At 42.0% G+C, this 23,100-nt stretch carries 20 protein-coding genes; 10 read left to right on the top strand and 10 right to left on the bottom strand.

Annotation, left to right across the window (positions count from 1 at the left end; translation table 11 throughout):
• The 4 genes from QQK21_RS03275 to QQK21_RS03260 all read left to right on the top strand — a co-directional run.
• A partial coding sequence (locus QQK21_RS03275) for a peptidoglycan-binding protein (protein ID WP_284190766.1) occupies window positions 1-369 on the top strand: 369 nt, incomplete at its 5' end.
• Window positions 366-722: a TIGR03982 family His-Xaa-Ser system protein gene (locus QQK21_RS03270; RefSeq protein WP_284190765.1), complete on the top strand. Its 357-nt coding sequence runs from the start codon at window positions 366-368 to the stop codon at window positions 720-722. The genes QQK21_RS03275 and QQK21_RS03270, both read left to right, overlap by 4 nt.
• Entirely contained in the window at window positions 723-1,961 is a 1,239-nt protein-coding gene (locus tag QQK21_RS03265) for a His-Xaa-Ser system-associated MauG-like protein (RefSeq protein ID WP_284190764.1), read from the top strand.
• A gap of 236 nt (window positions 1,962-2,197) precedes the next feature.
• Window positions 2,198-3,214 (top strand): alpha/beta hydrolase family protein, encoded by a 1,017-nt coding sequence (locus tag QQK21_RS03260; protein WP_284190763.1) that lies wholly within the window; start codon window positions 2,198-2,200, stop codon window positions 3,212-3,214.
• 24 nt (window positions 3,215-3,238) lie between these two features.
• Here the strand turns inward: QQK21_RS03260 and QQK21_RS03255 are convergent, their stop codons facing one another.
• The 3 genes from QQK21_RS03255 to QQK21_RS03245 all read right to left on the bottom strand — a co-directional run bounded on the left by QQK21_RS03255 (window position 3,239) and on the right by QQK21_RS03245 (window position 5,396).
• The gene (locus tag QQK21_RS03255) at window positions 3,239-4,306 is read right to left on the bottom strand and encodes a helix-turn-helix domain-containing protein (RefSeq protein ID WP_284190762.1); all 1,068 of its coding nucleotides are present in this window, start codon (window positions 4,304-4,306) and stop codon (window positions 3,239-3,241) included.
• Window positions 4,307-4,401: 95 nt separating this feature from the next.
• A complete protein-coding gene (locus QQK21_RS03250) occupies window positions 4,402-4,836 on the bottom strand; it encodes a pyridoxamine 5'-phosphate oxidase family protein (protein WP_284190761.1) in 435 nt (144 codons plus the stop codon).
• Window positions 4,837-4,940: 104 nt separating this feature from the next.
• On the bottom strand, window positions 4,941-5,396 hold the full coding sequence (locus QQK21_RS03245) for a hypothetical protein (RefSeq protein ID WP_284190760.1): 456 nt from the start codon (window positions 5,394-5,396) through the stop codon (window positions 4,941-4,943).
• Between the two features lie 392 nt (window positions 5,397-5,788).
• Here QQK21_RS03245 and QQK21_RS03240 point away from each other — a divergent pair, with 392 nt between their 5' ends.
• Complete coding sequence (locus QQK21_RS03240; protein WP_284190759.1) at window positions 5,789-7,000, top strand: protein kinase family protein; 1,212 nt, start codon at window positions 5,789-5,791, stop codon at window positions 6,998-7,000.
• A gap of 166 nt (window positions 7,001-7,166) precedes the next feature.
• On the opposite strand, the gene QQK21_RS03235 is transcribed toward QQK21_RS03240, so the two are convergent.
• Window positions 7,167-7,685, bottom strand: coding sequence for a DUF7668 domain-containing protein (locus QQK21_RS03235; RefSeq protein ID WP_284190758.1), 519 nt, complete (start codon window positions 7,683-7,685; stop codon window positions 7,167-7,169).
• Here QQK21_RS03235 and QQK21_RS03230 point away from each other — a divergent pair.
• Window positions 7,685-8,596: a LysR family transcriptional regulator gene (locus QQK21_RS03230; protein ID WP_284190757.1), complete on the top strand. Its 912-nt coding sequence runs from the start codon at window positions 7,685-7,687 to the stop codon at window positions 8,594-8,596. The genes QQK21_RS03235 and QQK21_RS03230 overlap by 1 nt on opposite strands.
• On the opposite strand, the gene QQK21_RS03225 is transcribed toward QQK21_RS03230, so the two are convergent.
• The 4 genes from QQK21_RS03225 to gyrA all read right to left on the bottom strand — a co-directional run bounded on the left by QQK21_RS03225 (window position 8,593) and on the right by gyrA (window position 15,975).
• Entirely contained in the window at window positions 8,593-9,462 is an 870-nt protein-coding gene (locus tag QQK21_RS03225) for a YjjW family glycine radical enzyme activase (RefSeq protein WP_284190756.1), read from the bottom strand. The genes QQK21_RS03230 and QQK21_RS03225 overlap by 4 nt on opposite strands.
• A 9-nt stretch (window positions 9,463-9,471) precedes the next feature.
• A complete protein-coding gene (locus QQK21_RS03220; RefSeq protein ID WP_284190755.1) occupies window positions 9,472-11,013 on the bottom strand; it encodes a YjjI family glycine radical enzyme in 1,542 nt (513 codons plus the stop codon).
• 149 nt (window positions 11,014-11,162) lie between these two features.
• A complete protein-coding gene (locus QQK21_RS03215) occupies window positions 11,163-13,046 on the bottom strand; it encodes a methyl-accepting chemotaxis protein (protein WP_284190768.1) in 1,884 nt (627 codons plus the stop codon).
• A gap of 304 nt (window positions 13,047-13,350) precedes the next feature.
• Window positions 13,351-15,975 (bottom strand): DNA gyrase subunit A, encoded by a 2,625-nt coding sequence (gene gyrA / locus QQK21_RS03210; RefSeq protein WP_284190754.1) that lies wholly within the window; start codon window positions 15,973-15,975, stop codon window positions 13,351-13,353.
• Window positions 15,976-16,259: 284 nt separating this feature from the next.
• Here gyrA and ubiG point away from each other — a divergent pair, with 284 nt between their 5' ends.
• From ubiG to yfaE, 4 genes are all read left to right on the top strand, one after another.
• The gene (ubiG, locus tag QQK21_RS03205) at window positions 16,260-16,967 is read left to right on the top strand and encodes a bifunctional 2-polyprenyl-6-hydroxyphenol methylase/3-demethylubiquinol 3-O-methyltransferase UbiG (RefSeq protein WP_284190753.1); all 708 of its coding nucleotides are present in this window, start codon (window positions 16,260-16,262) and stop codon (window positions 16,965-16,967) included.
• 468 nt (window positions 16,968-17,435) lie between these two features.
• A complete protein-coding gene (gene nrdA, locus QQK21_RS03200) occupies window positions 17,436-19,718 on the top strand; it encodes a class 1a ribonucleoside-diphosphate reductase subunit alpha (RefSeq protein ID WP_284190752.1) in 2,283 nt (760 codons plus the stop codon).
• A 79-nt stretch (window positions 19,719-19,797) separates the two neighbouring features.
• On the top strand, window positions 19,798-20,931 hold the full coding sequence (gene nrdB, locus QQK21_RS03195) for a class Ia ribonucleoside-diphosphate reductase subunit beta (RefSeq protein WP_284190751.1): 1,134 nt from the start codon (window positions 19,798-19,800) through the stop codon (window positions 20,929-20,931).
• Window positions 20,931-21,209 (top strand): class I ribonucleotide reductase maintenance protein YfaE, encoded by a 279-nt coding sequence (gene yfaE / locus QQK21_RS03190; RefSeq protein ID WP_284190750.1) that lies wholly within the window; start codon window positions 20,931-20,933, stop codon window positions 21,207-21,209. The genes nrdB and yfaE overlap by 1 nt, the downstream gene beginning before the upstream one ends.
• Before the next feature lie 53 nt (window positions 21,210-21,262).
• Here yfaE and QQK21_RS03185 read toward each other — a convergent pair whose 3' ends face one another.
• Window positions 21,263-21,514 carry a hypothetical protein gene (locus tag QQK21_RS03185; protein WP_284190749.1) on the bottom strand — a complete coding sequence of 84 codons (252 nt, stop codon included), beginning with the start codon at window positions 21,512-21,514 and terminating at the stop codon, window positions 21,263-21,265.
• A 256-nt stretch (window positions 21,515-21,770) separates the two neighbouring features.
• The gene (locus tag QQK21_RS03180) at window positions 21,771-23,012 is read right to left on the bottom strand and encodes a CinA family nicotinamide mononucleotide deamidase-related protein (protein ID WP_284190748.1); all 1,242 of its coding nucleotides are present in this window, start codon (window positions 23,010-23,012) and stop codon (window positions 21,771-21,773) included.
• Window positions 23,013-23,100: the final 88 nt, after the last annotated feature.

Raw genomic sequence — 23,100 nt, 5'->3', positions numbered from 1 at the left:
TGGGTACTATCAAAACAGATCAATCACTTAAAGTCATGTCCGAAAATCGGGGGCCACTTCTATTCTGCACCGACGAAGAAATACTATTCACAACCATTAAGTGAGCCAAGTACACCGAGTTACACTTCACCTTCGACGACAACAAAGACGCCAAAGGTAAATGCGGCAGATTTAGCTAAACGTAAAGATATTATTATCAGAGTTCAATTTGCGTTGTATAACCTTGGGTACTACAACGGTGTGATTGATGGCGTTATGGGAAAGCAAACTCGTAGCGCACTTGAAGCTTATCGGAAGGCAAACAATATTCCACCATCACAGACTTTAGATACTACAACGTTAAACTCTTTAGGAATACTTGCTCAATGAGACGACTGTTTTACGTCTGTGCTTCCTTATTGTGCTTAGCTTGGTTAGGTATATATCTTGTTGTGCCCGTATCTGCTTACTATATCTATAAAAATCAGTTCATGAAGCAGAGTGCAGAATGCTCCTTAGCAATGGATGAAACTTGGTATATAGAGCAATTAAATGCCCCAGAACTAGAAGCAACAACGAAGATACATTTAATGTCATGTCATGAGTATGACAAAACTCGTAAAGTAATGTTATCGATGCGAGTACCTGAAACTGTAGTGGAATATCTTGGGCTAGAAGCTATAGAGCTTCATCAACGAACGGTCGAAGCTTTGACTGAGCAACATCGCTTTCAGGAGCGCTAAATGTACAGATGGGCAATTCTTTTATTTGTCAGTTTCCAGTCATGGGGATTATCTCTTGATGACTCATTGGATGTCGCTATCTCTGCTTTTCAACTTAAAGGAAACGTATGTGATAAATCGTCACCACCAGACCCGAACAATTTATCATCGCTTGGAAAGATATTTTTTGAACGACCAATATTAAGTGGCGATAAAGACATATCGTGTGCAAATTGCCATATCGATAATAAGGCGTTAGCAGATGGCCTACCTTTAGCTGTTGGAGTTGGTGGGATTGGGGAAGACAAAGAGCGCTTAATCAGTGGGGGGGCTGTTGTCCCAAGAAATGCATTTACCCTTTTTGCTAGAGCGGACGAACGTTATACAACGTTCTTTTGGGATGGTAAGGTTCAGATGGCAGATAATGAAATATATTCTCCCATTGGCGAAGGCTATTCAATGGGCTTCGAATCCGCTCTTTCTGTTGCAGCAATATTACCTTTATTATCTAGAGATGAATTTTTAGGTCACAGTAATGGACCATATAATAGCAATAGCCATGTCGAACTACTTGAAAATCAGTATTTTAATGACAAAGTCAAAGCCCAAAATAAATTTCTCCAAGATCTCTTAAAAGATACGAATGATGCTGATATCCGCATATTGGTTCAAGCATTAAATAATGCAGAAATAGCCAAGCAAAACTTTACTCTCTCTGTGGTCGGGAATGCTCTTGCAAGCTTTATTAGAGAGAAGGTTAAAGTAACATGTGAGCCATCAAACTGGGAACAGTACATAAATGGAGACAAAAGAGCCTTAACTGAAAAGCAAAAAGAAGGTGCTTTAGTTTTCTATGGGAAAGGACGGTGTGCGGCCTGTCATTCAGGAGATCTTTTAAGTGATATGAATTTCCATTCAGTCGGTGTTCCCCAAGGTACTCAGGGGCCTCATATGTTTGGGCAAGACCTAGGGCGAGCACTGGTTACATATCGAACTGAAGATAGGTATAAGTTTAAAACTCCTTCATTAATTAGTGTCTCTAAAACTGCTCCCTATGGACACAACGGTATCTTTCCTTCTCTGGAAAGTGTTGTTAAATATCATATAAATCCGATGTTTTTCTACAGAAATCCAAAAGTTACCGATGAGATGATTTTGAAAAATAATGAATCTCTTGCAAGCCGTAGCGAAGTACTTCGCTGGATTAAGATTGATGAAGAGGAATTAGTTAGTCTTTTGAAGTTTCTCGAAACACTATAATAGTCGCACTGCTCTGTACGAGTTGGGCTGCGCAAACTAATAAGTGATTTTTGCTATACCTAAAGTAATTTGTAGAATGCTAATTTAGTAAAATCACTGACAAAGTTTTGTCCAAGTGTGAGTCGATAAATTAGGTAACCAAACACGATTTAGGGCGTCCTCGATCGTGTTTTAGGTCTCGTGATACCTAGCTTTAGTCCATATTAGCTCCAGTCAATTCAATTGGAGCTAAAATCATGAAATGGACACATTTTCTGTTCGCATCCTTCTTTTTCCTTTGCAGTTCAGTCACTGCTTCCGGTGTTGGATTCACGCAAATCACCTTAGCCGATGACTCTGAGCGGCCGCTCAATACCGCCATTTGGTATCCCACACAAGACGTCTCAGCAACAACCTTGATTGGTGACAACCCAGTTTTCGTTGGAACGCATGTTATAAAAGGTGCCCGCATCCAATCAGGCATATTTCCTGTGGTGTTATTATCACATGGCTACCGAGGAAACTGGCGAAACCAAAACTGGTTAGCAACTGAGCTTGCTATGCGCGGCTACATAGTAGCGGCCGCTGATCATCCGGGAACTACCTCTTTCGACCAATCATCCGTCCAAGCGGCAAAATGGTGGGAAAGGCCACGAGATGTGTCACGCGTTCTGGATTACTTATTAACCGCAACCAAATGGAAACCATCTACTAACCTTAGCGATGTTACTGCAATCGGACATTCATTGGGCGGCTGGACAGTGATGTTATTAGCTGGAGCGAAAGTAGATAGAGCAAGCTTTGAGGCTGATTGTCTACTATACCCTAACCCAAGAACCTGTGGACTGTCTCAAGAGCTTGGGTTATCAAAACTCCAAACTTCAGAGCCACACAATAAAGCGCTGCGAGATCCGCGAATCAAGCGTATCGTGAGTCTCGATTTAGGTCTTGCTCGCAGCTTTTCTATCGAGAGTTTAAGAGACATTAACGTACCAAGCTTGATACTCGCAGCTGGCGTCGATATAGGCGATCTGCCTCAGGCATTAGAGTCTGGCTATATTGCTGAGCACATGCCTCTGAATTCAAGACGCTACAAAGTCTATGAAAAAGCGGCCCATTTCAGTTTTATGCAAGACTGTAAACTCGGAGCAGAGGTTATGCTCGAAAATGAGGTATCAGGCGATGGCATTATTTGCAAAGATGGCTTAGGTACATCGCGCAGCGAGCTACATCAATTGATGTTAAATGACATCCTTGACTTTCTAAACCAGTAAACAGCAAGCAAACCCTATTCAATCTCATCCTTGTGGCGAGCTTCGATACTCACTCGGAGTTTGCCCAGTTATCCTTGAAAACTCACGATTAAAATTAGATTTGGTTTGGAAGCCCGAGCTAAGAAAAATATCCGTTATTGCTTCATCACTTTGCTTAAGCAGAGTCTTCGCATGCTCAATTCGATAAGCATTGATCACCTTAGAGATGTTTTGCTTGTGAGTTTGATTAACCGCAGCCGATATTTTTCGGGCCGAAATACCTAACTTTCGCGCTAACCGATTGAGAGACAGATCCGGGTCTTTAAATACTTGTTGCTCTCTCATAAATGCATCAAACCTAGCCATGATCTGCGCAGTTTCTTCTGCTTTGTCTTTATCCAAGCCTTTCACTGAGTTGTCTGGCATATCGGCTTGTTCAGGAAAGCCATATAACATGGAAGGCTCAACTTGAGGCTGTGGGTATTCGCTTGCAGAGGTTGTACTTAGGCTAACCACCACCACTGCAGCAACAATAGCGGGAATAAGAACAAGATAACCAACCGAGAGTATCCAGCTCGTGTGCTGCGCATTGAGTAGCAAGATATCATAACAGAGCACACCATCAACCAAAGCAGAAAACAGCAGAAGTCCACCTGCAACCCGCTCAGCAACGACCACTCTCGATAGGTCAGTTAGCCGGACATATTCCGGCACACTGAACGACGACTTTAGCAACACGCTACCATAGCCGAGATAGAGCAAGATCAGCAAAATATCGACGGTCCCAGCCCAGATATGATGATAAAAAAATGAGCCCGCCAAAACCGCAAACGGGCCTAACCAATGTAACTGCGTATTAGATATACTCCTATGAGCTCCCGCGAAACAGAGCCAAGCGGCAACTGGCACATATGCGCCAAGAACGGGCTGCAAGAAACGAAGCAAGGTAATATCTAGCGTCCATCTCAGCCCTACTACCATCATCATTAATACACACAGCATGATAAACCAGAATGGTTTTTGACTAGTTTGTGGGTAACGGCATCGAAGCACCACACCGGCTATAAATAACAGCAACGATGCGACAAATGGCAAGGGAATAGCGAGCATCAAAAGTCCGTTTAAATTCGAGAAAAAATCATTGAAATATTTTTAACACTCATACCAAGTCCAAAAACGCGGCGGTGGGGTGCTTACAAAGCTTTATTTTAATAAGATTGGTCACGCAATACGACTTTTTCAGGCGCAAAGCATACAAAGACATTCTCAGAGTTAGACTGAAAGTCGATAAAACGTGCATTCCATTTTGATTTGTCGTTACCAAGATACTTATTCAATAAACGTTCAGCACGCGAAGAGTCAAACTCGTGAACATTGGCAACACCTCTAAAACCCGCATGGATAGATTTACCCGATGTCCTATCCCAATCAATAATACTGATGGCGCTTTTGGGCTGCTGCGCCACTCTTTTAGAGAAGGAGTCACCTTTTACGGAGATGATCCAAATTTTCCCATCTTCCCACAAAAACCAGACAGGAGAACAACACGGCCCGTCCTGTGACTCACTGGCTAAAAAAGCATATAAGGGCTGAGATAAAAATTCATCCCAATCTAGGCTTTTGCTTTTCTCGATAATTTTCACGTAGTATCCATTTGTAAGCTAGCACCCCTCTCACCTATGCATAGCGCGGCACCGATGATATGCAAAAAGCAAAAATATCAGCATGCCTCGGACAGAGTAATTCGTTAGTACTTGCAACGTTCATTTTTTGTGTCTAATTTTTTTAAACTGGGAGCATTAACTAGAAGCTTTTCTTCCAAATCATTTTGCATTCCAATAAATAGTGTTGCGCTACTATCCCAGCAGACTATTTCAAATAGTGAATTAGATATTTGCTTTTGGGGTTCGCCCTCCCAAAAAGTAGGATTTCCATCTGCATAAGGTATATTGGTTGTGAATGGTTCAGTACCAATTGGGAATGCCGAAATAACTGCCCAGACAAACTGATAATCAAACTCTTTAATTTTAGCTGCTAGATCCTTTCCAGAAATCCACGAAGGGTCATCTAGTTCATACCATGCACCTTCAATATCAGAAATATGCCAATCATAATCTCTTAAATCTATTTCAAGCCACTTAGCAACATCTCTCAAGCTAGTGTAGAACGCAGCCTCTTTTGCATTTATTTGGATATAGTTCATTGATCCTCTTTGATTTGAACCACACAACGACAACACTCAGTTCTCCACAATTTACCATAAGCTACTAAAATTTAAAGTAAGTGCGACATTTTTTGTATTACGTCATTAAATAATAGGAAATTTAGCAAATAAACTTAAATTCGGATTTCCATCATTATTAAACTTTTATAATTGCGTACGCAACGAGCCGTTGGAGTGGTCTTGATTTCTACCCACCATAATCGCGACCAAGCAAGAGACTGACTTATAAATTTTCTTGTATACCTAGTGTTCCCATCTACCCATCAATAGCCAAATAATAAATATTCATCTATTTTCACATAGCTTCACTTAATATGAAACACAGCGCATTGCACCATATTGCTCAATTAGCCCAAAAGGAGTCTTTAGCAATGAGCCTAAATAACCGACAAATACATCATCATATAACAACGAAATACAATGCCCTGCAAACCACAGGTAATGACAAAGAGTTCACTCTGACTCTTCCTGTCAAAAAGGTATACCGTGTTTTGGTTGATTCGAATGGGAAAGCGACATCTGTAATAAGGCAAAATCCAAAGCAGCTATTTGGTGCCAAGTGTAAAACATCTGTCGCAAACCTCCTTAACAAAAGTAACAGTGCCCGTGCCCTCAAAGTATTACAAAAAATGGATATTAATTGTGCGAAAGTTATTGATGAGCATCATAAAGAAAATGCCGTTACCACGATTCAAGCAGCCTTTCGCGGATTTACCATTCGAAGAGAGTTAACTCCCGAAAACGAGCTTGGTTTCAAAAAGATGGCCAATAAGCATCATAATCGCACCTATTACTTTGACGCCAAAAATAAAAATAGCCACTTAAGAACACCTGATCACCGTGTTAAATTTGGTAATGCTGGCGCTTTTAAAACGGTTACTCACTCTGACCCAACATTTATTCAACTATCAAACCCCAGTATTTCTCTCGATGCGGCGAAAAAAGAAAATCAGCTTGCTGATGAACTGTCTCAATTTTCTTCTATATGTCAATCTAGGTATGTGGAAGATAAAACCGTCCTCGCAAGAAATGGGGGAAATGAAATCGCTGATCAAAGAAGAAAATATAACAGAAAGTTTCCTTTAGAATCATTTCGATTAGCCTGTGAAGAACTTACGGCGATGCATAACTCAGATGTCTACATGCGGGATATTAAGCCTGAAAATATGGTCATAAAAAATGGGCTTGCAAGGCATATAGACCTTGATTTTGTTACTACTCCGAAAGGTGGGACATACCCAATGGAACAATTGTGTGGTACACCATATATGATAACTAAAGGCCTAATAAAAGAGAGAGAATCCGGCGATAAAGAACGAATTAAGAAGGCGTTAAAATCGGGTGACCAATTCGCTATGCTACAAACTATGATGTATGCCACTGGAGGAAGTAAACTCAGCTATTACGTTCGCAGACATAATGGGATAGATAGCATGGGCATCTCCATCACCAGTGCTCACAGTCAGTGGGTCAAAGATAACGTTCTACCAACCCACAGAGCCGATGTGCTTAGGTTTCTAGTTAACCCGTCTGCAAACACATTACCCTCTGCGCTGCATTTACTTTTAAAATGGGATAGCTGATTGTTTTTCTCGTATCAAAAGGGACGCATATCACTGTGTGTCCCATTTATGAACTTACATTTATGAACTTAGAGTTCTAGGTAACGTTGCTTTGTCGGCTCTGGGTTCATCCTCTCCCCAGCAGGTTTACAATACTTAAGTTAGAATAAATTCGCCAGAATAACACCTAAAGAACATACACCATTTCAACAACAACTAAGTATCCTGAACTGCCTTCCTTGACCTCGGCTTTGAGAACAAGATCACTATGCCCTTCTTTATCGGTCCATAAATCTATTAATACATTCCATCTATCACCCATCCACAAAAACGTAGATGAATCCCAAGTATCTTCCGGCAAGTCTACAATAGTTTCACCGTAATCTTCGATATAGTCAGAAATTTGGTCTGCTGACTCTTGAGAGATAAAAACGTTGAAACGAGTTACACATGTTAGTAAATAATCTTTCTTTACTATTGCTGATACAATTTCTGTGAAGATCGGTCTCCATAAACGAGGAAGAGGTAATTCATCACTTTCATTTTTCTCTATAACTACTTCAGTAACCAAATGTGCCTCTCCATTATTGAGCCGACGAAGCTTTTGTAAAACATCCAACATGTAGCCCAATTTTAACATCCATTTATACCCATTCCTAATCATTAACGGTATAACTAGTTCATTGTTATTTAATGGTTTTTTCAATGGATTATATTGCTTTATCCCGCATTAGTTTGAAACATCTAACCGTACTTCATGTCTTATTGAGTACCCATAGTGTTAGTGGCGCATCGGAAGTGCTTTGTGTCACGGCCTCTAGCATCAGTAAAACGCTCGGTCAACTCCGAGAGCAGCTCAACGATGAGCTGTTTTATCGTGATGGCACTTCATTAGTCCCTACCCCTTTCGCTTTGGCAGTAGCCAATGATGTACACAAAATTCTGTGCTCAATGAATCAAATTCTTCATCAGGGCGAATTTGAGCCGAATACTTATAGTGGTACGCTTGCTCTTTCTATGCGAGAAAGCACTTTTGATCTTTTCTGTGACCGCATTAGCGCAATCAGTGCAAAGTTGACTTCGGCCAAGATACAAATTTTTGCCAAAGAGCAACTCAGTTTTGAGGCCTTGCTACGTGGCCAAGTAGATTTTATGATTTTGCCGCATGATATTAGTCAACCTCCAACTCGAAGCCGTGACCTAATTTGGGAACAGATTGAACAAGATGAGATGATTTGTCTGATGAGTCCAACGCATCCACTGGCACACAGCACGTTGAGTATAGAGGATTATCTTGCTTGTCAACATGTCGGCATTTTAGACAAAGATCTGGCCGAACCATATTTTGAGCAGCTTCTCACTCAGCAATATCAATCAAGACAACTGCCAATTTCGGTAGCAGATTTTGGCTCTGCAGCCGTGATTTGTCATCAATCAGAGCTGCTGTTTACTTGCTCCAAAATGTGGGCAGAAAAGTCATTACAGGCCAAGGGCCTAATTAAAAAACCGCTGCCCTTCTCATACGGAAAAGTGGCTTACAGTTTAGTTTGGAATCAAGCCAGCCTAAACAACCCAGCGTTAAAGTGGCTTCACTCCCAATTGGTGAAACCTAGTTAGACATACACACTAGGCAGTTGAATTTTGTGAGGTATCAGTGGCCGAAGCGACTGATAAAAAGATAGCATTTGCGATTCGCTACACTTTTCCCATTGCAGTGCTTCTCCTTCTACTCCATGGTGCTGAAAAGCGTTTAACCTGACTTGCACCGTTTCTGGCAAGTGACAAATGAGGCGAGCGATATTGGCAATCTCATCGTCTAAGTCGCTTTTGCCCGGAATATGCAGCAGACGAAGCTCATGCAATTTCTCTTTGTCGGCCAAGTAGCGAATGGTATCGATAACTTTATGATTGTCTCGGCCCACCAGCCATTGGTGCGTTTCCTGCTGCCAGGATTTCAGATCTATCATTGCTCCATCTAGATAAGGCAGCACTTTGTCCCATCCGCTGCGGCTAAGGTACCCATTGCTATCCACAAAGCAAGTCAGGTGGTTAAGCTGACTGTCACTTTTTATGCGTCGGAAAAGGTCAATAATAAAAGGAAGCTGCATCGTCGCTTCTCCACCAGAGATGGTTATGCCATTTATAAACCCTTTTTGACGATGAATAAGAAACAATACCTCAGACACTGTCAGCTGACTTACTTTTGGGCTGGAGCGATAAGAACAAATATCAATACACTGATCACAATGAGTGCATTGATTCTCGTCCCAATATATTTTGCCTTTATTATCGAGTGAAAGCGCATTCGTAGGACATATCTCAACGCAATCCCCACAATCATTGCAATAGTTGATGGTGTGTGGATTGTGACAATTGATGCAGTTAAAATTGCACCCTTGTAGAAAGAGGACAAGGCGGTTGCCCGGTCCATCAACGCAAGAGAAGTTAAGGATACGGCTTACGATTGCTTGCCTTTCAGTCATCCACTTACCCTATTTATACACAGGCTGGCTTTCCATGCTCACCACTCGCGGAGCACGCTGCAAAATACCCGTATTATTGGCCGCTTCTGCGCCCAACCAAGTAGTATTTTTTCGAGAGCCCTGATCAGAGAACTTTTCGATATCCGAAAGTTTAATCATATACCCTGTAACCCTGACCAAATCGTTGGAAGCGACGTTAGCAGTAAACTCACGAAATCCTAAATCAAGCGCACCCTTACACAGGTTAAACATGGCTTCTGGGTTGGATTTCACTGTCTCATCGATAGTCAAAATATCACTGATACCAGAGGTATAGTGCTTGTGATGCTTCGCGGTCGCTTGCACATAAGTGACAGGATCGGGTTCTGTGCCATAAGGTATTCTCACTCCAGGAGTGACATTTTTGTCCAAAGCAATCCCGCCTTGAGCATGCAGAAGTGCTTTACCATCAATGCCGTACTTAACGATTGAGTTATCAACAATATCAGCAAGTTTATCGGAAATTCGATAACTCAGTTGGTTGGCCTCGTCATTGTGCCCATAGCGAGCAGAATTGCCCGCTTTCTCCATCAAAACATTTACCGCTTCTGCCATGCCATAAATACCAAACATAGGCGCAAAACGTGACTCTTCGATCAAACCTTCTTGAGTAAGGAAACCATCAAAAAAATGCGATTTTTCATGTAAATAAGAGCTTCGCACATCCATAAGCTCAACCATCAGATCACTATAATAAGGTAGCCAGTGATCGAGAAAATCTTGCGTGCCTGACGCTAAGTTTGCGACCAATTTTAGGTTCAGCCTCACCAATGTATTCGAGCCACCAGCCAAAGGCAGAGAGTTGTAGCAGCTGACAATGCCAAAGCGTTTTTCACCATAACTTTGAGCATGGATAGGATAATTTGCGATATGAGGTTTACTGCACGCACAAATATTGCTCGTGGCTTGACGCAGTAGATCATCGGGGGTCACTTTAGGGTCATACATAAAGGTCAGATTTGGTGCAACCTGCTTTAGCTCGACATCTATTTTCAATATCGTACGACAAATCACATTATCCGTTGGGCCAATATTCACATGCATGAACGCATCAGGTAAGGTCCGATCCAGCATGATCCAAAAACGCTTAAGTTTCTGATATATCTCCTCTTCGTCAAGGTTACCCACATAAGGCATCAGTACTTCATCAAGATGACCAAGGTAAACAGGTATGCCAGTCACAGACGGCACATGGTGATATAGAATCGTAAGTAGATTAATTGCATCATCAAAATCTTTGGCAGGCTCAAGCTCCAAATACTCAGAACCTTGGATAAGGTATTTGGCATAATCAGGCAGTACATAACGAGGCTTAAACGGTGCATGCCCTTCAAATAAATCACACAAAATACCCTCTTTCATCGCTTTTTGCGTAGGCTCTGATAATGAAAGGTAGGGAAGGTTTGCCTCTGCCTCCAACGCTAAAAACTGACTTTTTTGTTTCGGATTGAGATGGGCATCCGTGATAATATCTTGCACACGATGTTGAAAAGAGTTCAAGCTGTCAGACATAAGGTTTCTCCATTTTTCGGAGACTTTACGCTAGCAGCGTTTTACTTGGCTAATGAATTCTCCTTGAAGACATGTTTCCATTTTGGAAATCATCCTGTAAAAAAGCCCAGCAATCATGCTGGGCTAATGCTTCTACAAAACTTACGGTCTCACAGTTTGAAACGCGCGATTTCTTGTTCTAATTGGTACGATAGCTCAGAAAGCTGCGCCGCTTGAGCTGCCGCATCCTGCGCTTCACCAGCCAGTTCATCCGATACGTCCCGAATCCCTACTGTATTACGAGTAATTTCTGATGTTACGGAAGCTTGCTCCTCTGCCGCGGAAGCAATTTGTGTCGCCATATCACTGATTTGCTCAACCGCTGACTGAATTTGGCTGAGGCTAATCGCAGCTGAGTCGGCGTCGGTGACACTAGTATCAGCCAGCTGACGGCTATCCCCCATGATATTGACCGCTTTCCCTGTCGTTCCCTGAAGCGTCTCAATCATCTGTTGAATTTCTTTAGTGGATGCATGTGTGCGCTGACTGAGCACTCTTACTTCGTCGGCTACGACAGCAAAACCTCGTCCCTGCTCACCAGCTCGAGCCGCTTCAATTGCAGCGTTTAGAGCAAGCAAGTTGGTTTGCTCAGCAATATCTTGAATCGTGGAAAGAATCGTGCTGATGCTGTTTCCATGCACTTCCAGCTCTTGAATCACTTGAGTGGCGACTTCCACTTCCTGTGCCAAATTTTGAATAGAGCTTTGTGTTTGGATAACTTGCTCTCCGCCATGAACACACGCTGTGACTGCCTCTGAGGAGTTTTGAGCCGTGTTGTCTGCGTTACCAGCAATCTCTTGTGTTGCGGCAGCCATTTCGTTAATCGCTGTCGCGACCATATTGATTTCATCTTGCTGCAATCGAATACGGGCACTGCGTTCCTCTGCTTGAGCTGCGGTTTGTTTTGATTGCTCTGATAAAGAAGCAGAAACCTTGCTTAACTTAGAGACCATGGCGTGCATGTTTCCAACAAACGTATTAAAGTTCTCGGCAAGTTGGCCAACTTCGTCATCACTTCGAGGTTCGAGACGCTGCGTGAGATCGCCCTCTCCTGACGCAATTTCTTCAAGAGCAATCGACACTCGACCAAGATCACGAAACAAGAAGTTCACCAGCCAAGAAACAACCACAATCACTATCAAAGTAACCACAAGCGCAGTCAAGATCAGGTCTTCCAATAAAACGGTGTGCGCCGCTTCCTCGGTTTGACGATCCATTTCAAGTGCGAATATCCACTCAGTGCCAGGGACTTTTTTGAAGAAGTAGAATTTCTCTTCTCCCCCACTTAACGCCACTTTCATTGAACCATCGTTTGCCGCACGCTCGATTGCGGCCATAGAAAGCTCTTCTGAAAGACTTGAAACAGGCTTAAGCAGTAGTTCCTTATTAGGGTGGGCCAAAAACGTACCATCTTGAGTATCAATGAGCATTGCATACGCATTATCTCCCGCATCAAGATTAATCACATCCTTAATGAGTTGGTCAATCAGCACATCAGCGCCAACCACACCAACAAAAGTGCCATTTTGACGAACAGGCTCTGCAATGGTCACTAACAAAGCATTAGTGATCGCATCTTTGTATGCCGTAGTAATGATTTGCTGACCCGCGCTATTGGCATCTTGATACCAAGGGCGAACACGAGGATCGTAATCTGGTCGATTACGCTCTGGATGTGACCGAAACATCCCCCCCTCAGGCGTGCCAAAGAAAATATCATCAAACCCACCCGCTTTACGTGCCTGTTGCAAAAAAGGCACCACATCACTTTGTTGTGTATAACCATTAAATGCTTTGGCAATATCTTTGCGTATTGTTATCCAGTCAGAAATACCTTCAGAGGCTGTTTTGGTCAAGCTATCCGCCCGAGCAATAACGCCACTACGAGTTTGTTTAAAAAGTTGATCGGCAGAAAGCCAAGTTAGTGCACCTGCCATTAGCAATACGGCTAATAAACTAGCACCAATGAGTTTTTGTTTTAGAGACAATTTCATGATTTTTATATTGGTTGAGGAACAGACAGAAGCCGCTAATTTTATCGACAATTTTTTCTCGTTGCACGTAATATTATTAAAATATCACTTACTGGTAACTATATGTAATAAAATATTTTTCTTTGATGCCATTATTATCTCCAAATACCTTGCCATAAATATATTAGCGACTGGTTTTTCCTAAAGTTTAAATTTTATTAAATGACAATAATGTTATTTTAATCAATATTTGGGCTATGCCTGCTATGCGGGAGAAAATAAAAAACCGAGCTAAGTGCTCGGTTTTTTCTATCAAAGACTTCGATTACTGCGGTTGTTCACCATCTGAATTTGATTCTGACTCAACAAGTTCTGAATTCACGTTTTCATCATCATTACCCTCACCTTCAGGTAACTCGATTTCTTCGATCTCATCAATACGCTGCAAGCCCACCACATTCTCATCATCTGATGTTCGAATCAGAGTAACACCTTGAGTATTACGTCCGACTTGACTTACTTCAGCGACGCGAGTGCGAACTAATGTGCCTGCGTCGGTGATCATCATCATCTCGTCGCCTTCTTCAACTTGAACAGCACCAACGACACTACCATTTCGTTCAGAAACTTTTATAGAGACAACACCTTGAGTCGCACGTCCCTTGATCGGATACTCAGCAAGCTCAGTACGTTTACCAAAACCATTTTGTGTTACTGTTAAGATATCACCCTGATTAGAAGGAACAATCAAAGATACCACCTGATCATCACCAGCCAGTTTCATACCACGAACACCCGCAGCAGTCCGTCCCATAGGTCTGACTTTGTCTTCAGTAAAACGAACCACTTTACCAGCTTTAGAGAACAGCATGATTTCACTGCTACCGTTGGTGATATCAACACCAATTAATGAGTCATCTTCACGTAAATTAACCGCTATAAGACCATTTGAGCGAACATTAGCAAACTGATCAAGCGAGGTCTTCTTAACCGTACCATCACCAGTTGCCATAAAGATGAATTTGTCGGCAGAGAATTCATCGACTGGAAGAATGGCGGTGATACGTTCATTTTCTTCCAAAGGCAGTACATTCACAATAGGTTTACCACGCGCAGTGCGGCTCGCCAACGGTAATTGATATACTTTCAGGCGGTATGTCTTACCACGAGTAGAGAAACATAGGATGTTATCATGGGTATTCGCCACCAGAAGACGCTCAATGTAGTCTTCCTCTTTCATCTTAGTTGCGCTCTTACCTTTACCACCGCGACGCTGGGCTTCGTAGTCACTTAGGATCTGGTACTTAACGTAACCCTCGTGAGAAAGTGTTACCACAACGTCTTCACGTGCAATCAGCTCTTCCATGTCGATATCATGAATCGCAGCCGTAATTTCAGTGCGGCGCACGTCACCAAAACCATCGCGAACCGCTTCTAGTTCCTCGCGGATCACTTCCATCAAGCGCTCGGTGCTTGCCAGAATATGCATTAACTCAGCAATTTCTTCTAGAAGCTGTTTGTATTCGTCGAGAATTTTCTCATGCTCTAGACCCGTCAATTTTTGTAGACGGAGATCCAAAATGGCTTGCGCTTGTTGCTCGGTCAAGAAGTACTGATTGTCACGAATACCAAATTGAGGTTCTAACCATTCTGGGCGTGCCGCATCGGTACCAGCACGCTCAAGCATGGCAGCAACATTACCTAGGTCCCAACCACGAGCAATCAATCCCGCTTTCGCTTCTGCAGGTGTTGGTGCCCGGCGAATAAGCTCAATAATTTCATCAATATTCGCCAAAGCAAGTGCAAGACCTTCAAGGATGTGAGCTCGTTCGCGTGCTTTGCGTAGCTCAAAGATGGTACGTCGAGTCACCACTTCACGGCGGTGATCAACAAAACACTTGAGCATTTCTTTTAGGTTAAATAGTTGAGGCTGACCATTGTTCAGCGCAACCATATTGATACCAAAAGTCGTCTGTAGCTGAGTATTGGCGTATAAGTTATTTAAGACAACTTCACCCACCGCATCGCGTTTACACTCCACGACAATACGCATACCATCTTTATCAGACTCATCACGAAGTGCACTAATACCTTCCACTTTCTTGTCTTTAACGAGTTCAGCAATTTTTTCAACTAACCGCGCTTTGTTAACTTGATAAGGTATCTCAGTGACGACTATTGTTTCTCTGCCGTTTTTATCGGTTTCGATATTGGCTTTCGATCGCATATAGATTTTGCCGCGACCTGTTTTATAAGCATCAACGATCCCTTTACGACCACTAATCAGTGCTGCCGTTGGAAAATCAGGGCCTGGAATATAATCCATGAGTTCATCAATCGTTATCGCTTCATTATCGATGTAAGCGAGACAGCCATCAATCACTTCACTAAGATTATGTGGAGGAATGTTTGTCGCCATACCTACCGCAATACCAGAAGCACCATTGATGAGTAGATTGGGTACTTTTGTTGGCAAAACTGCAGGAATTTGCTCAGTACCATCATAGTTAGGTACGTAATCAACGGTTTCCTTGTCTAGGTCAGCCAAAAGTTCATGGGCAATTTTAGCCATACGAACTTCGGTATAACGCATTGCCGCTGCTGAATCACCATCAATGGAACCAAAGTTACCTTGACCATCAACAAGCATATAACGCAATGAGAACGGCTGAGCCATACGTACAATCGTGTCGTATACGGCACTATCACCGTGTGGGTGATATTTACCGATAACATCGCCCACGACACGAGCAGATTTTTTATATGGTTTATTCCAATCATTGCCCAGTACATTCATCGCGAACAATACGCGGCGGTGCACAGGCTTTAGGCCATCACGCACATCAGGAAGAGCACGACCAACGATAACGGACATCGCATAGTCTAGGTATGAACCTCTTAGCTCATCTTCAATGTTTACGGGCGTGATCTCTTTAGCTAGATCGCTCATAGAGCCAATATCCCTCTATTTATAGATCGTATGTACAATACGTTTAAGTCGCAAAAATATAACACACAAATACCAAGTTCGGCATTACTTTCCCGCTCCTTTTATCAGGTTGTGAGCTTGGTTGTGGATCAAATGCTGAGAAATTAAACACTGCCGTTTTATCTTGCTGAATGCTGACTATATTTTCACCACAACAACGGAAAAGTGCAGTCTACTCTGGAGTGTCCGCAGTTACAGAGTATAATACCACCTCATCGATGGAAGTTACCGAGAAAAAGCCGCTTATGAGCCTTTCACAAAATGTCGACCCCAATGAAATAAAAAAATTTGAAGATATGGCCTCACGTTGGTGGGACAAACAAGGAGAATTCAAACCTCTGCATCAAATTAACCCTCTGCGTCTTAACTACGTTTTGGATCGTGCCAGTGGTTTGTTTGGCAAAACGGTGCTTGATGTCGGATGTGGCGGAGGTATTTTAGCTGAAAGCATGGCAAAAGAAGGCGCAATAGTCACTGGACTGGATATGGGAAAAGAGCCACTTGAAGTCGCAAGGCTTCATGCGCTTGAAACAGGCACTGAGCTCACTTATATCCAAAGTACCATTGAGGATCATGCGCTTGAGAATGCGGGTAAATATGATGTGGTGACCTGTATGGAAATGCTTGAACATGTGCCCGATCCTCAATCGGTTGTGACTGCTTGTTCCAAGCTTGTTAAACCGGGCGGGCATGTTTTTTTCTCTACGCTTAACCGTAACTTCAAATCGTACCTGTTTGCCATTGTCGGAGCAGAAAAACTGCTGCGCATTGTACCGGAAGGCACCCATGATCACGATAAGTTCATTCGACCTGCCGAGCTTCTCAAAATGATTGATCACACCGAACTGACGGAAATGGCCATAACAGGCCTTGGCTATAATCCGATCACGGATACCTACAAACTCGGAGCGAATGTAGACGTTAACTATATAGTGCATACGAGTAAGTTTTAGTTCTCAAACGATACCGTCATCACATTATTAACATCAAAACGGTAGCCAAAATAGGCTACCGTTTTTGTTTAGATTTCAAGCTTATTTTTGCTATTTTGCTTCCAAAATGAGCTCTCAAAAATCACGCTCAGAATTATCGAAAGATCAAGGAATTTTTTTTTGAATGTGGTTACTAAAAAACCGATTCAAAAATAGTAATTTTATACAATCAAGTAGCTCCTAACCCCATCAGTTAGTATCCACTTACTGAAATTTTTAATTTTGTTAGTTATCCACAAGTCATCCAAGTAGTTCAACTTGAAAAGCTTCTCACATAGCACTATCTTGTAGTCGTAAAGCAATACACCCCTATATGTTGTGTTTGGACCACAATATGTAGATAGACTTTGATCACAAAGCTGGAACGTTTTTGAAGCAATTTGCATAAAAACACGGCTTTTATCAGTTTTGTTAGGGAAATTAAGCAGAATGAACCAACAACTCACCGTTACTAAACGTGATGGACGCAAAGAAAATATTGATCTAGAGAAGATCCACAGAGTCATTACCTGGGCTGCAGAAGGCCTAGATAACGTTTCTGTCTCTCAAGTAGAACTTCGCGCTCACATTCAGTTCTATGATGGTATAACGACTTCTGACATTCACGAAACCATCATCAAATCAGCTGCCGACTTAATCTCAGAAGAAACCCCAGATTATCAATATCTTGCAGCGCGGCTCGCCGTATTCCATCTGCGTAAGAAAGCGTATGGCCAATATGAGCCACCAAAGCTGTATGACCATGTTGCTCGTCTCGTTGATATGGGTAAATACGACCAACATATTTTGCAAGATTATACCAAGGCAGAGTTGGATGAACTTGATAGTTATATAGACCACAAACGCGACCTAGATTTTTCCTATGCGGCCGTCAAACAGCTAGAAGGCAAATACTTTGTCCAAAACCGCGTTTCCGGTGAGATTTATGAAAGTGCGCAATTTCTCTACATACTCGTTGCAGCATGTCTATTTGCAAAATATCCTCAATCATCACGTCTGGATTATATAAAACGTTTCTACGATGCAACCTCGACGTTTAAAATTTCCCTACCTACACCCATAATGTCTGGAGTTCGTACTCCTACACGTCAATTCAGTTCCTGTGTATTGATTGAATGTGGTGATAGCCTAGATTCTATTAATGCTACCGCAAGCTCAATCGTTCGCTATGTTTCTCAACGTGCAGGTATTGGAATCAATGCAGGACGTATTCGTGCTCTGGGCTCAGAAATACGCCGCGGTGAAGCTTTCCATACCGGTTGTATTCCTTTCTACAAGTACTTCCAGACTGCAGTAAAGTGTTGCTCGCAAGGCGGTGTGCGTGGCGGTGCAGCTACCGTGTTCTACCCGCTTTGGCATGGTGAGTCACAAGCTTTAATGGTACTTAAGAACAACCGAGGTGTAGAGGAAAACCGTGTACGCCACATGGATTATGGCGTTCAATTAAACCGACTTATGTACCAACGCCTTGTTGAGGGTGGATACATTACCTTATTCTCGCCTTCAGATGTTCCTGGCTTGTACGATGCATTCTTTGAAGATCAAGATGAATTCGAACGTTTATACGTTCAGTATGAAAACGATTCTTCGATTAAGAAAGAATCCGTCAAAGCCATCGAGCTTTTTTCCATCTTAATGCAAGAAAGAGCCTCTACTGGCCGTATCTATATTCAAAACGTTGACCACTGTAATACCCATAGCCCATTTGACTCAAAGGTGGCGCCTGTACGTCAGTCAAACTTGTGCCTTGAGGTTGCGCTACCAACCAAACCTCTCACCAATGTTGAAGATGAGTCCGGTGAAATTGCCTTATGTACTCTTTCGGCATTTAACCTTGGCGCAATCGAATCTTTGGACGATTTTGAAGATCTATCTGACTTAGTCGTGAGAGCGCTCGACGCCCTACTTGATTATCAGAATTACCCACTTCCTGCGGCGAAAAGATCAACGATGAACAGACGCACCCTAGGTGTAGGTGTCATCAACTACGCTTATTACTTGGCGAAAAATGGCGTTAAATATTCTGATGGTAGTGCGAATGGGCTGACTCACCGCACGTTTGAAGCAATTCAATATTACTTGTTGAAAGCCTCTGTAGCCTTAGCAAAAGAGCAAGGTAGATGTCCTGCTTTTGATGAAACCAATTATGCGAAAGGCCTATTACCGATTGATACCTACAAAAAAGATGTCGACTCAATTTGTGATGAGCCATTACATTATGATTGGGACAACTTGCGTACTGAGATCATGACTCATGGTCTTCGTAACTCAACACTTACGGCCTTAATGCCTTCAGAAACGTCTTCTCAAATCTCTAACGCAACAAATGGTATCGAGCCTCCTAGAGGATATGTATCAATTAAGGCCTCTAAAGATGGCATTCTTAAGCAAGTTGTACCTGAGTATTCTCAGTATAAAGAGAACTACGAACTGCTTTGGAATATCGGCTCAAATGATGGCTATTTACATCTGGTGGGAATTATGCAGAAGTTTGTTGATCAAGCGATATCGGCTAACACCAACTATGACCCAACTCGTTTTGATAACGGCAAAGTCCCGATGAAAAAGCTATTGCAAGACCTACTCACTGCGTATAAGTACGGTGTGAAAACGCTCTACTATCATAACACACGTGATGGTGCGAGTGACGATCAGAAAGATGCGGTACAAGTGCAAGAAGATGATTGCGCTGGTGGTGGTTGTAAAATTTAATGTCTATCAGATAGATAGTTTACAAAATTTAATAGATTGTTTGCCCTTCAGTAGAAGGGCTTAAAAGGAATGAGGCATCATGGCTTACAGTACTTTTAACCGAAATAAGAATGACCAATTAAAAGAACCTATGTTCTTAGGCCAGTCTGTGAATGTTGCTCGGTATGACCAACAAAAGTTTGAAATCTTTGAAAAGCTTATTGAAAAACAACTCTCATTTTTCTGGCGTCCAGAAGAAGTCGATGTTTCGAGTGACCGTATCGACTATAACAAGCTACCTGATCATGAAAAACATATTTTCATCTCTAATCTGAAGTATCAGACCTTGCTTGATTCGATTCAAGGACGCAGCCCTAATGTTGCACTACTGCCATTAGTTTCACTACCAGAAGTGGAAACTTGGATTGAAACTTGGTCGTTTTCTGAAACGATCCATTCTCGCTCTTACACTCATATCATACGGAATATCATCAACGATCCAGCGGTTGTGTTTGATGACATAGTAGAAAATGAACATATCTTAAAACGTGCAGAAGATATTTCTCAGTACTATGACGATCTAATTCAGTTGACAAGTGACTACCATAGGTATGGCGAAGGTACACATACAATCAATGGTGAGCAAATCACTGTAAGTCTCCATGATCTCAAGAAAAAGCTCTACATTTGCCTGATGTCAGTCAATGCCTTAGAAGCGATTCGATTTTACGTCAGTTTCGCTTGCTCTTTTGCCTTTGCCGAGCGAGAGCTGATGGAAGGCAATGCAAAAATAATCAAGCTGATTGCTCGTGATGAAGCGCTTCATCTTACAGGCACTCAGCACATGATAAATCTTCTGCGCAACGGCCAAGATGATTTTTCATTTATGCAAATTGCTGAAGAATGCAAACAAGAATGTTTCGACTTATTTAAAGCCGCAGCCGAGCAAGAAAAAGAATGGGCTGAATACCTATTTAAAGACGGCTCGATGATAGGCCTTAACAAAGACATTCTTTGCCAATACGTTGAATATATTACTAATATTCGTATGCAGGCCGTCGGTTTAGATGCCGCTTACCCAGAAGCAAACTCTAATCCAATCCCATGGATCAATGCTTGGCTGTCATCAGATAATGTTCAAGTTGCACCGCAAGAAGCAGAAATTTCATCTTATCTGGTGGGTCAGATAGATAGCGATGTACAAGCTGATGACTTTAAGGACTTCGAACTCTAATGCCCAATATAAAAATCAACGGTATTACAGCGATTCAGTCTAACCCCTCTAACACCATTCTTGAAACAATGGAAAATGCGGGGTTAGCTCCTGAATATAACTGCCGAGATGGTCACTGCGGTGCTTGCCGCTGTAAGTTGACTCGAGGTGAAGTTGAATACGTTGGTTTTGCTATGGCCTACACTCAAGAAAATGAGATTTTGCCTTGTATTTGCAAAGCAAAATCTGACATAGAAGTTGAAGATGTGACTTATATTCTAAAAGATAAAAGTGCATAGTTATTCAATATGAATTGCCCGTTTTAATATATCGGGCTTTTTACTTAGTCAATTTAGGCTCGGACTTTAATTTGGGCTAAGAAATCGTCGGCAGTCAACGTCGATATCGCTTTGTTTGCAATTTCCCGTCCACCATCATCGAACAAAGACAAACGGTAGCCCAATGAATTTTCTTGATTTTCCTCTTCTGGCACACTGAGCCAAATCGATATAACATCCTGTCCAGTGTCACTAAGTGATTCTCCTAGCACAACTTTTTGGTCTGCGACTTGATACCACACTACAATTTTCGAATGCAGGCTCATGCCAACCTCCCTAGGTAAAACCTTCCATGAACTTTCATTTTAAGCGCAATTTATACAAATGCACGCACCAATTAGTGAGGCTTTTTCACCATCTATTTAAAATCATAACTTTAAGCTTTAGATGATTTTCTTCTAAGAAATATTTACCAAAGCATGCATGTAATAAGAAACATATTCATTCACTTAATAATACGTGGTGCTATATAGTGTTTTGACAAAACAAATAGATTAGACTATCGATGAAACTCTAACTCTATTAATGATGAAGTAAGTCTCTAGGTACATAGATTTGCTTGGTTCTGGTCAAAGAACCATACTTAGGAAACATCTCTTTCTCTAAGAAGTAACGTCTAAGCATATCTGCCGCTATGGTAGCAATGAGTATGATTTTATCATCTCGTGATAGAGAACGATTAAAACTTAACGTTTGTCCCCACTCACCTTTAGGAGTAGCGATGGCAAGAGAAAATATCTGATCTTTCACTTTTCCAGTAGCTAGGGAAATATGAGTATGGCACTTCTCTCTCGTCGCACCTGCAAGGGCAAGAATCGCAGCAAGAGGATCATTGTTAGTTTCTCCAACATCGGTTCTTTCACCTAAAATCCATCCATGTTCACAGTAGTGCGTAGCTTGATCATTTGAATTTAGCAACTTTGTCAGATAGCCATACGTGGACTGCTCTGCTGTAGAAATAGAGTGTGCCTTCTCAACAATCAGGTGACCTAAGTAATCTTCCATCGTTTCATCAACACTAACAATATTCTCTTCTATTAAGTTGTGAATGATTTTGAGCAGCCTTACTCTATTATCAATATCTCCTTTTGGACCGAATAGCTTTACTTCAATAAAAGGTAAATATGAACGATAGCCCAATGTATATCCTTGAGGTAACTCGACTTTAGCCATAACATCAGACAAGTACGACTCTGATAGACCAAGTGAATACAACTTACTGCAGTCGTAACCAATCACGTCAGGATGATGTTTTTCAAGTTGAGGCAAAATAACTGACTCTACCATTAGATGGAACTCACTAGGCACACCAGGAGTGAAGTAAAAATCACAATCATTAAAAGAAAGCGAGAAACCACAGGCGGTACCAATAGGATTATCCAAAATCACCGAGCCCCGTGGTAACATAGCTTGCTTACGGTTGCTTTCTGGCATCTCAACACCGCGATCCGCAAAGTGCTTCTCCAATTTATCCGTCCACTGTGAATAAAGTTCTAAATCTGTCTCTGCAGCTCGTGCCGCCGCTTCCGCACTCATATCATCAGACGTTGGTCCAAGCCCGCCATTTACTAACACGACATCATAGTTAAAACTTAACATCATCAACTCTTCGACTAATGCTGGCATATTGTCACCAACAGTAGAACGCTTCGATAAAGAAAAACCATGCTGGAAAAACTTTTCTGACAACCAAGCTGCATTTGTATCCACGATATCCCCATGAAGTACTTCTTCACCGGTACTCAACATCGCTATTTTCAACATAATTATTTTCCTTCTTAGGAAATTGTTACTAAAGGGACATTCATCAACCCTAAGATTCAAGTGGTTTAGAGGACAGCAAAAGCTCACA

It is taken from the genome of Vibrio zhanjiangensis (assembly GCF_030161235.1).
GTDB classification, from domain to species: domain Bacteria; phylum Pseudomonadota; class Gammaproteobacteria; order Enterobacterales; family Vibrionaceae; genus Vibrio; species Vibrio zhanjiangensis.
Note: the sequence above shows the minus strand (reverse complement) of the source record. Positions and strands in the feature narration are given on the sequence as shown.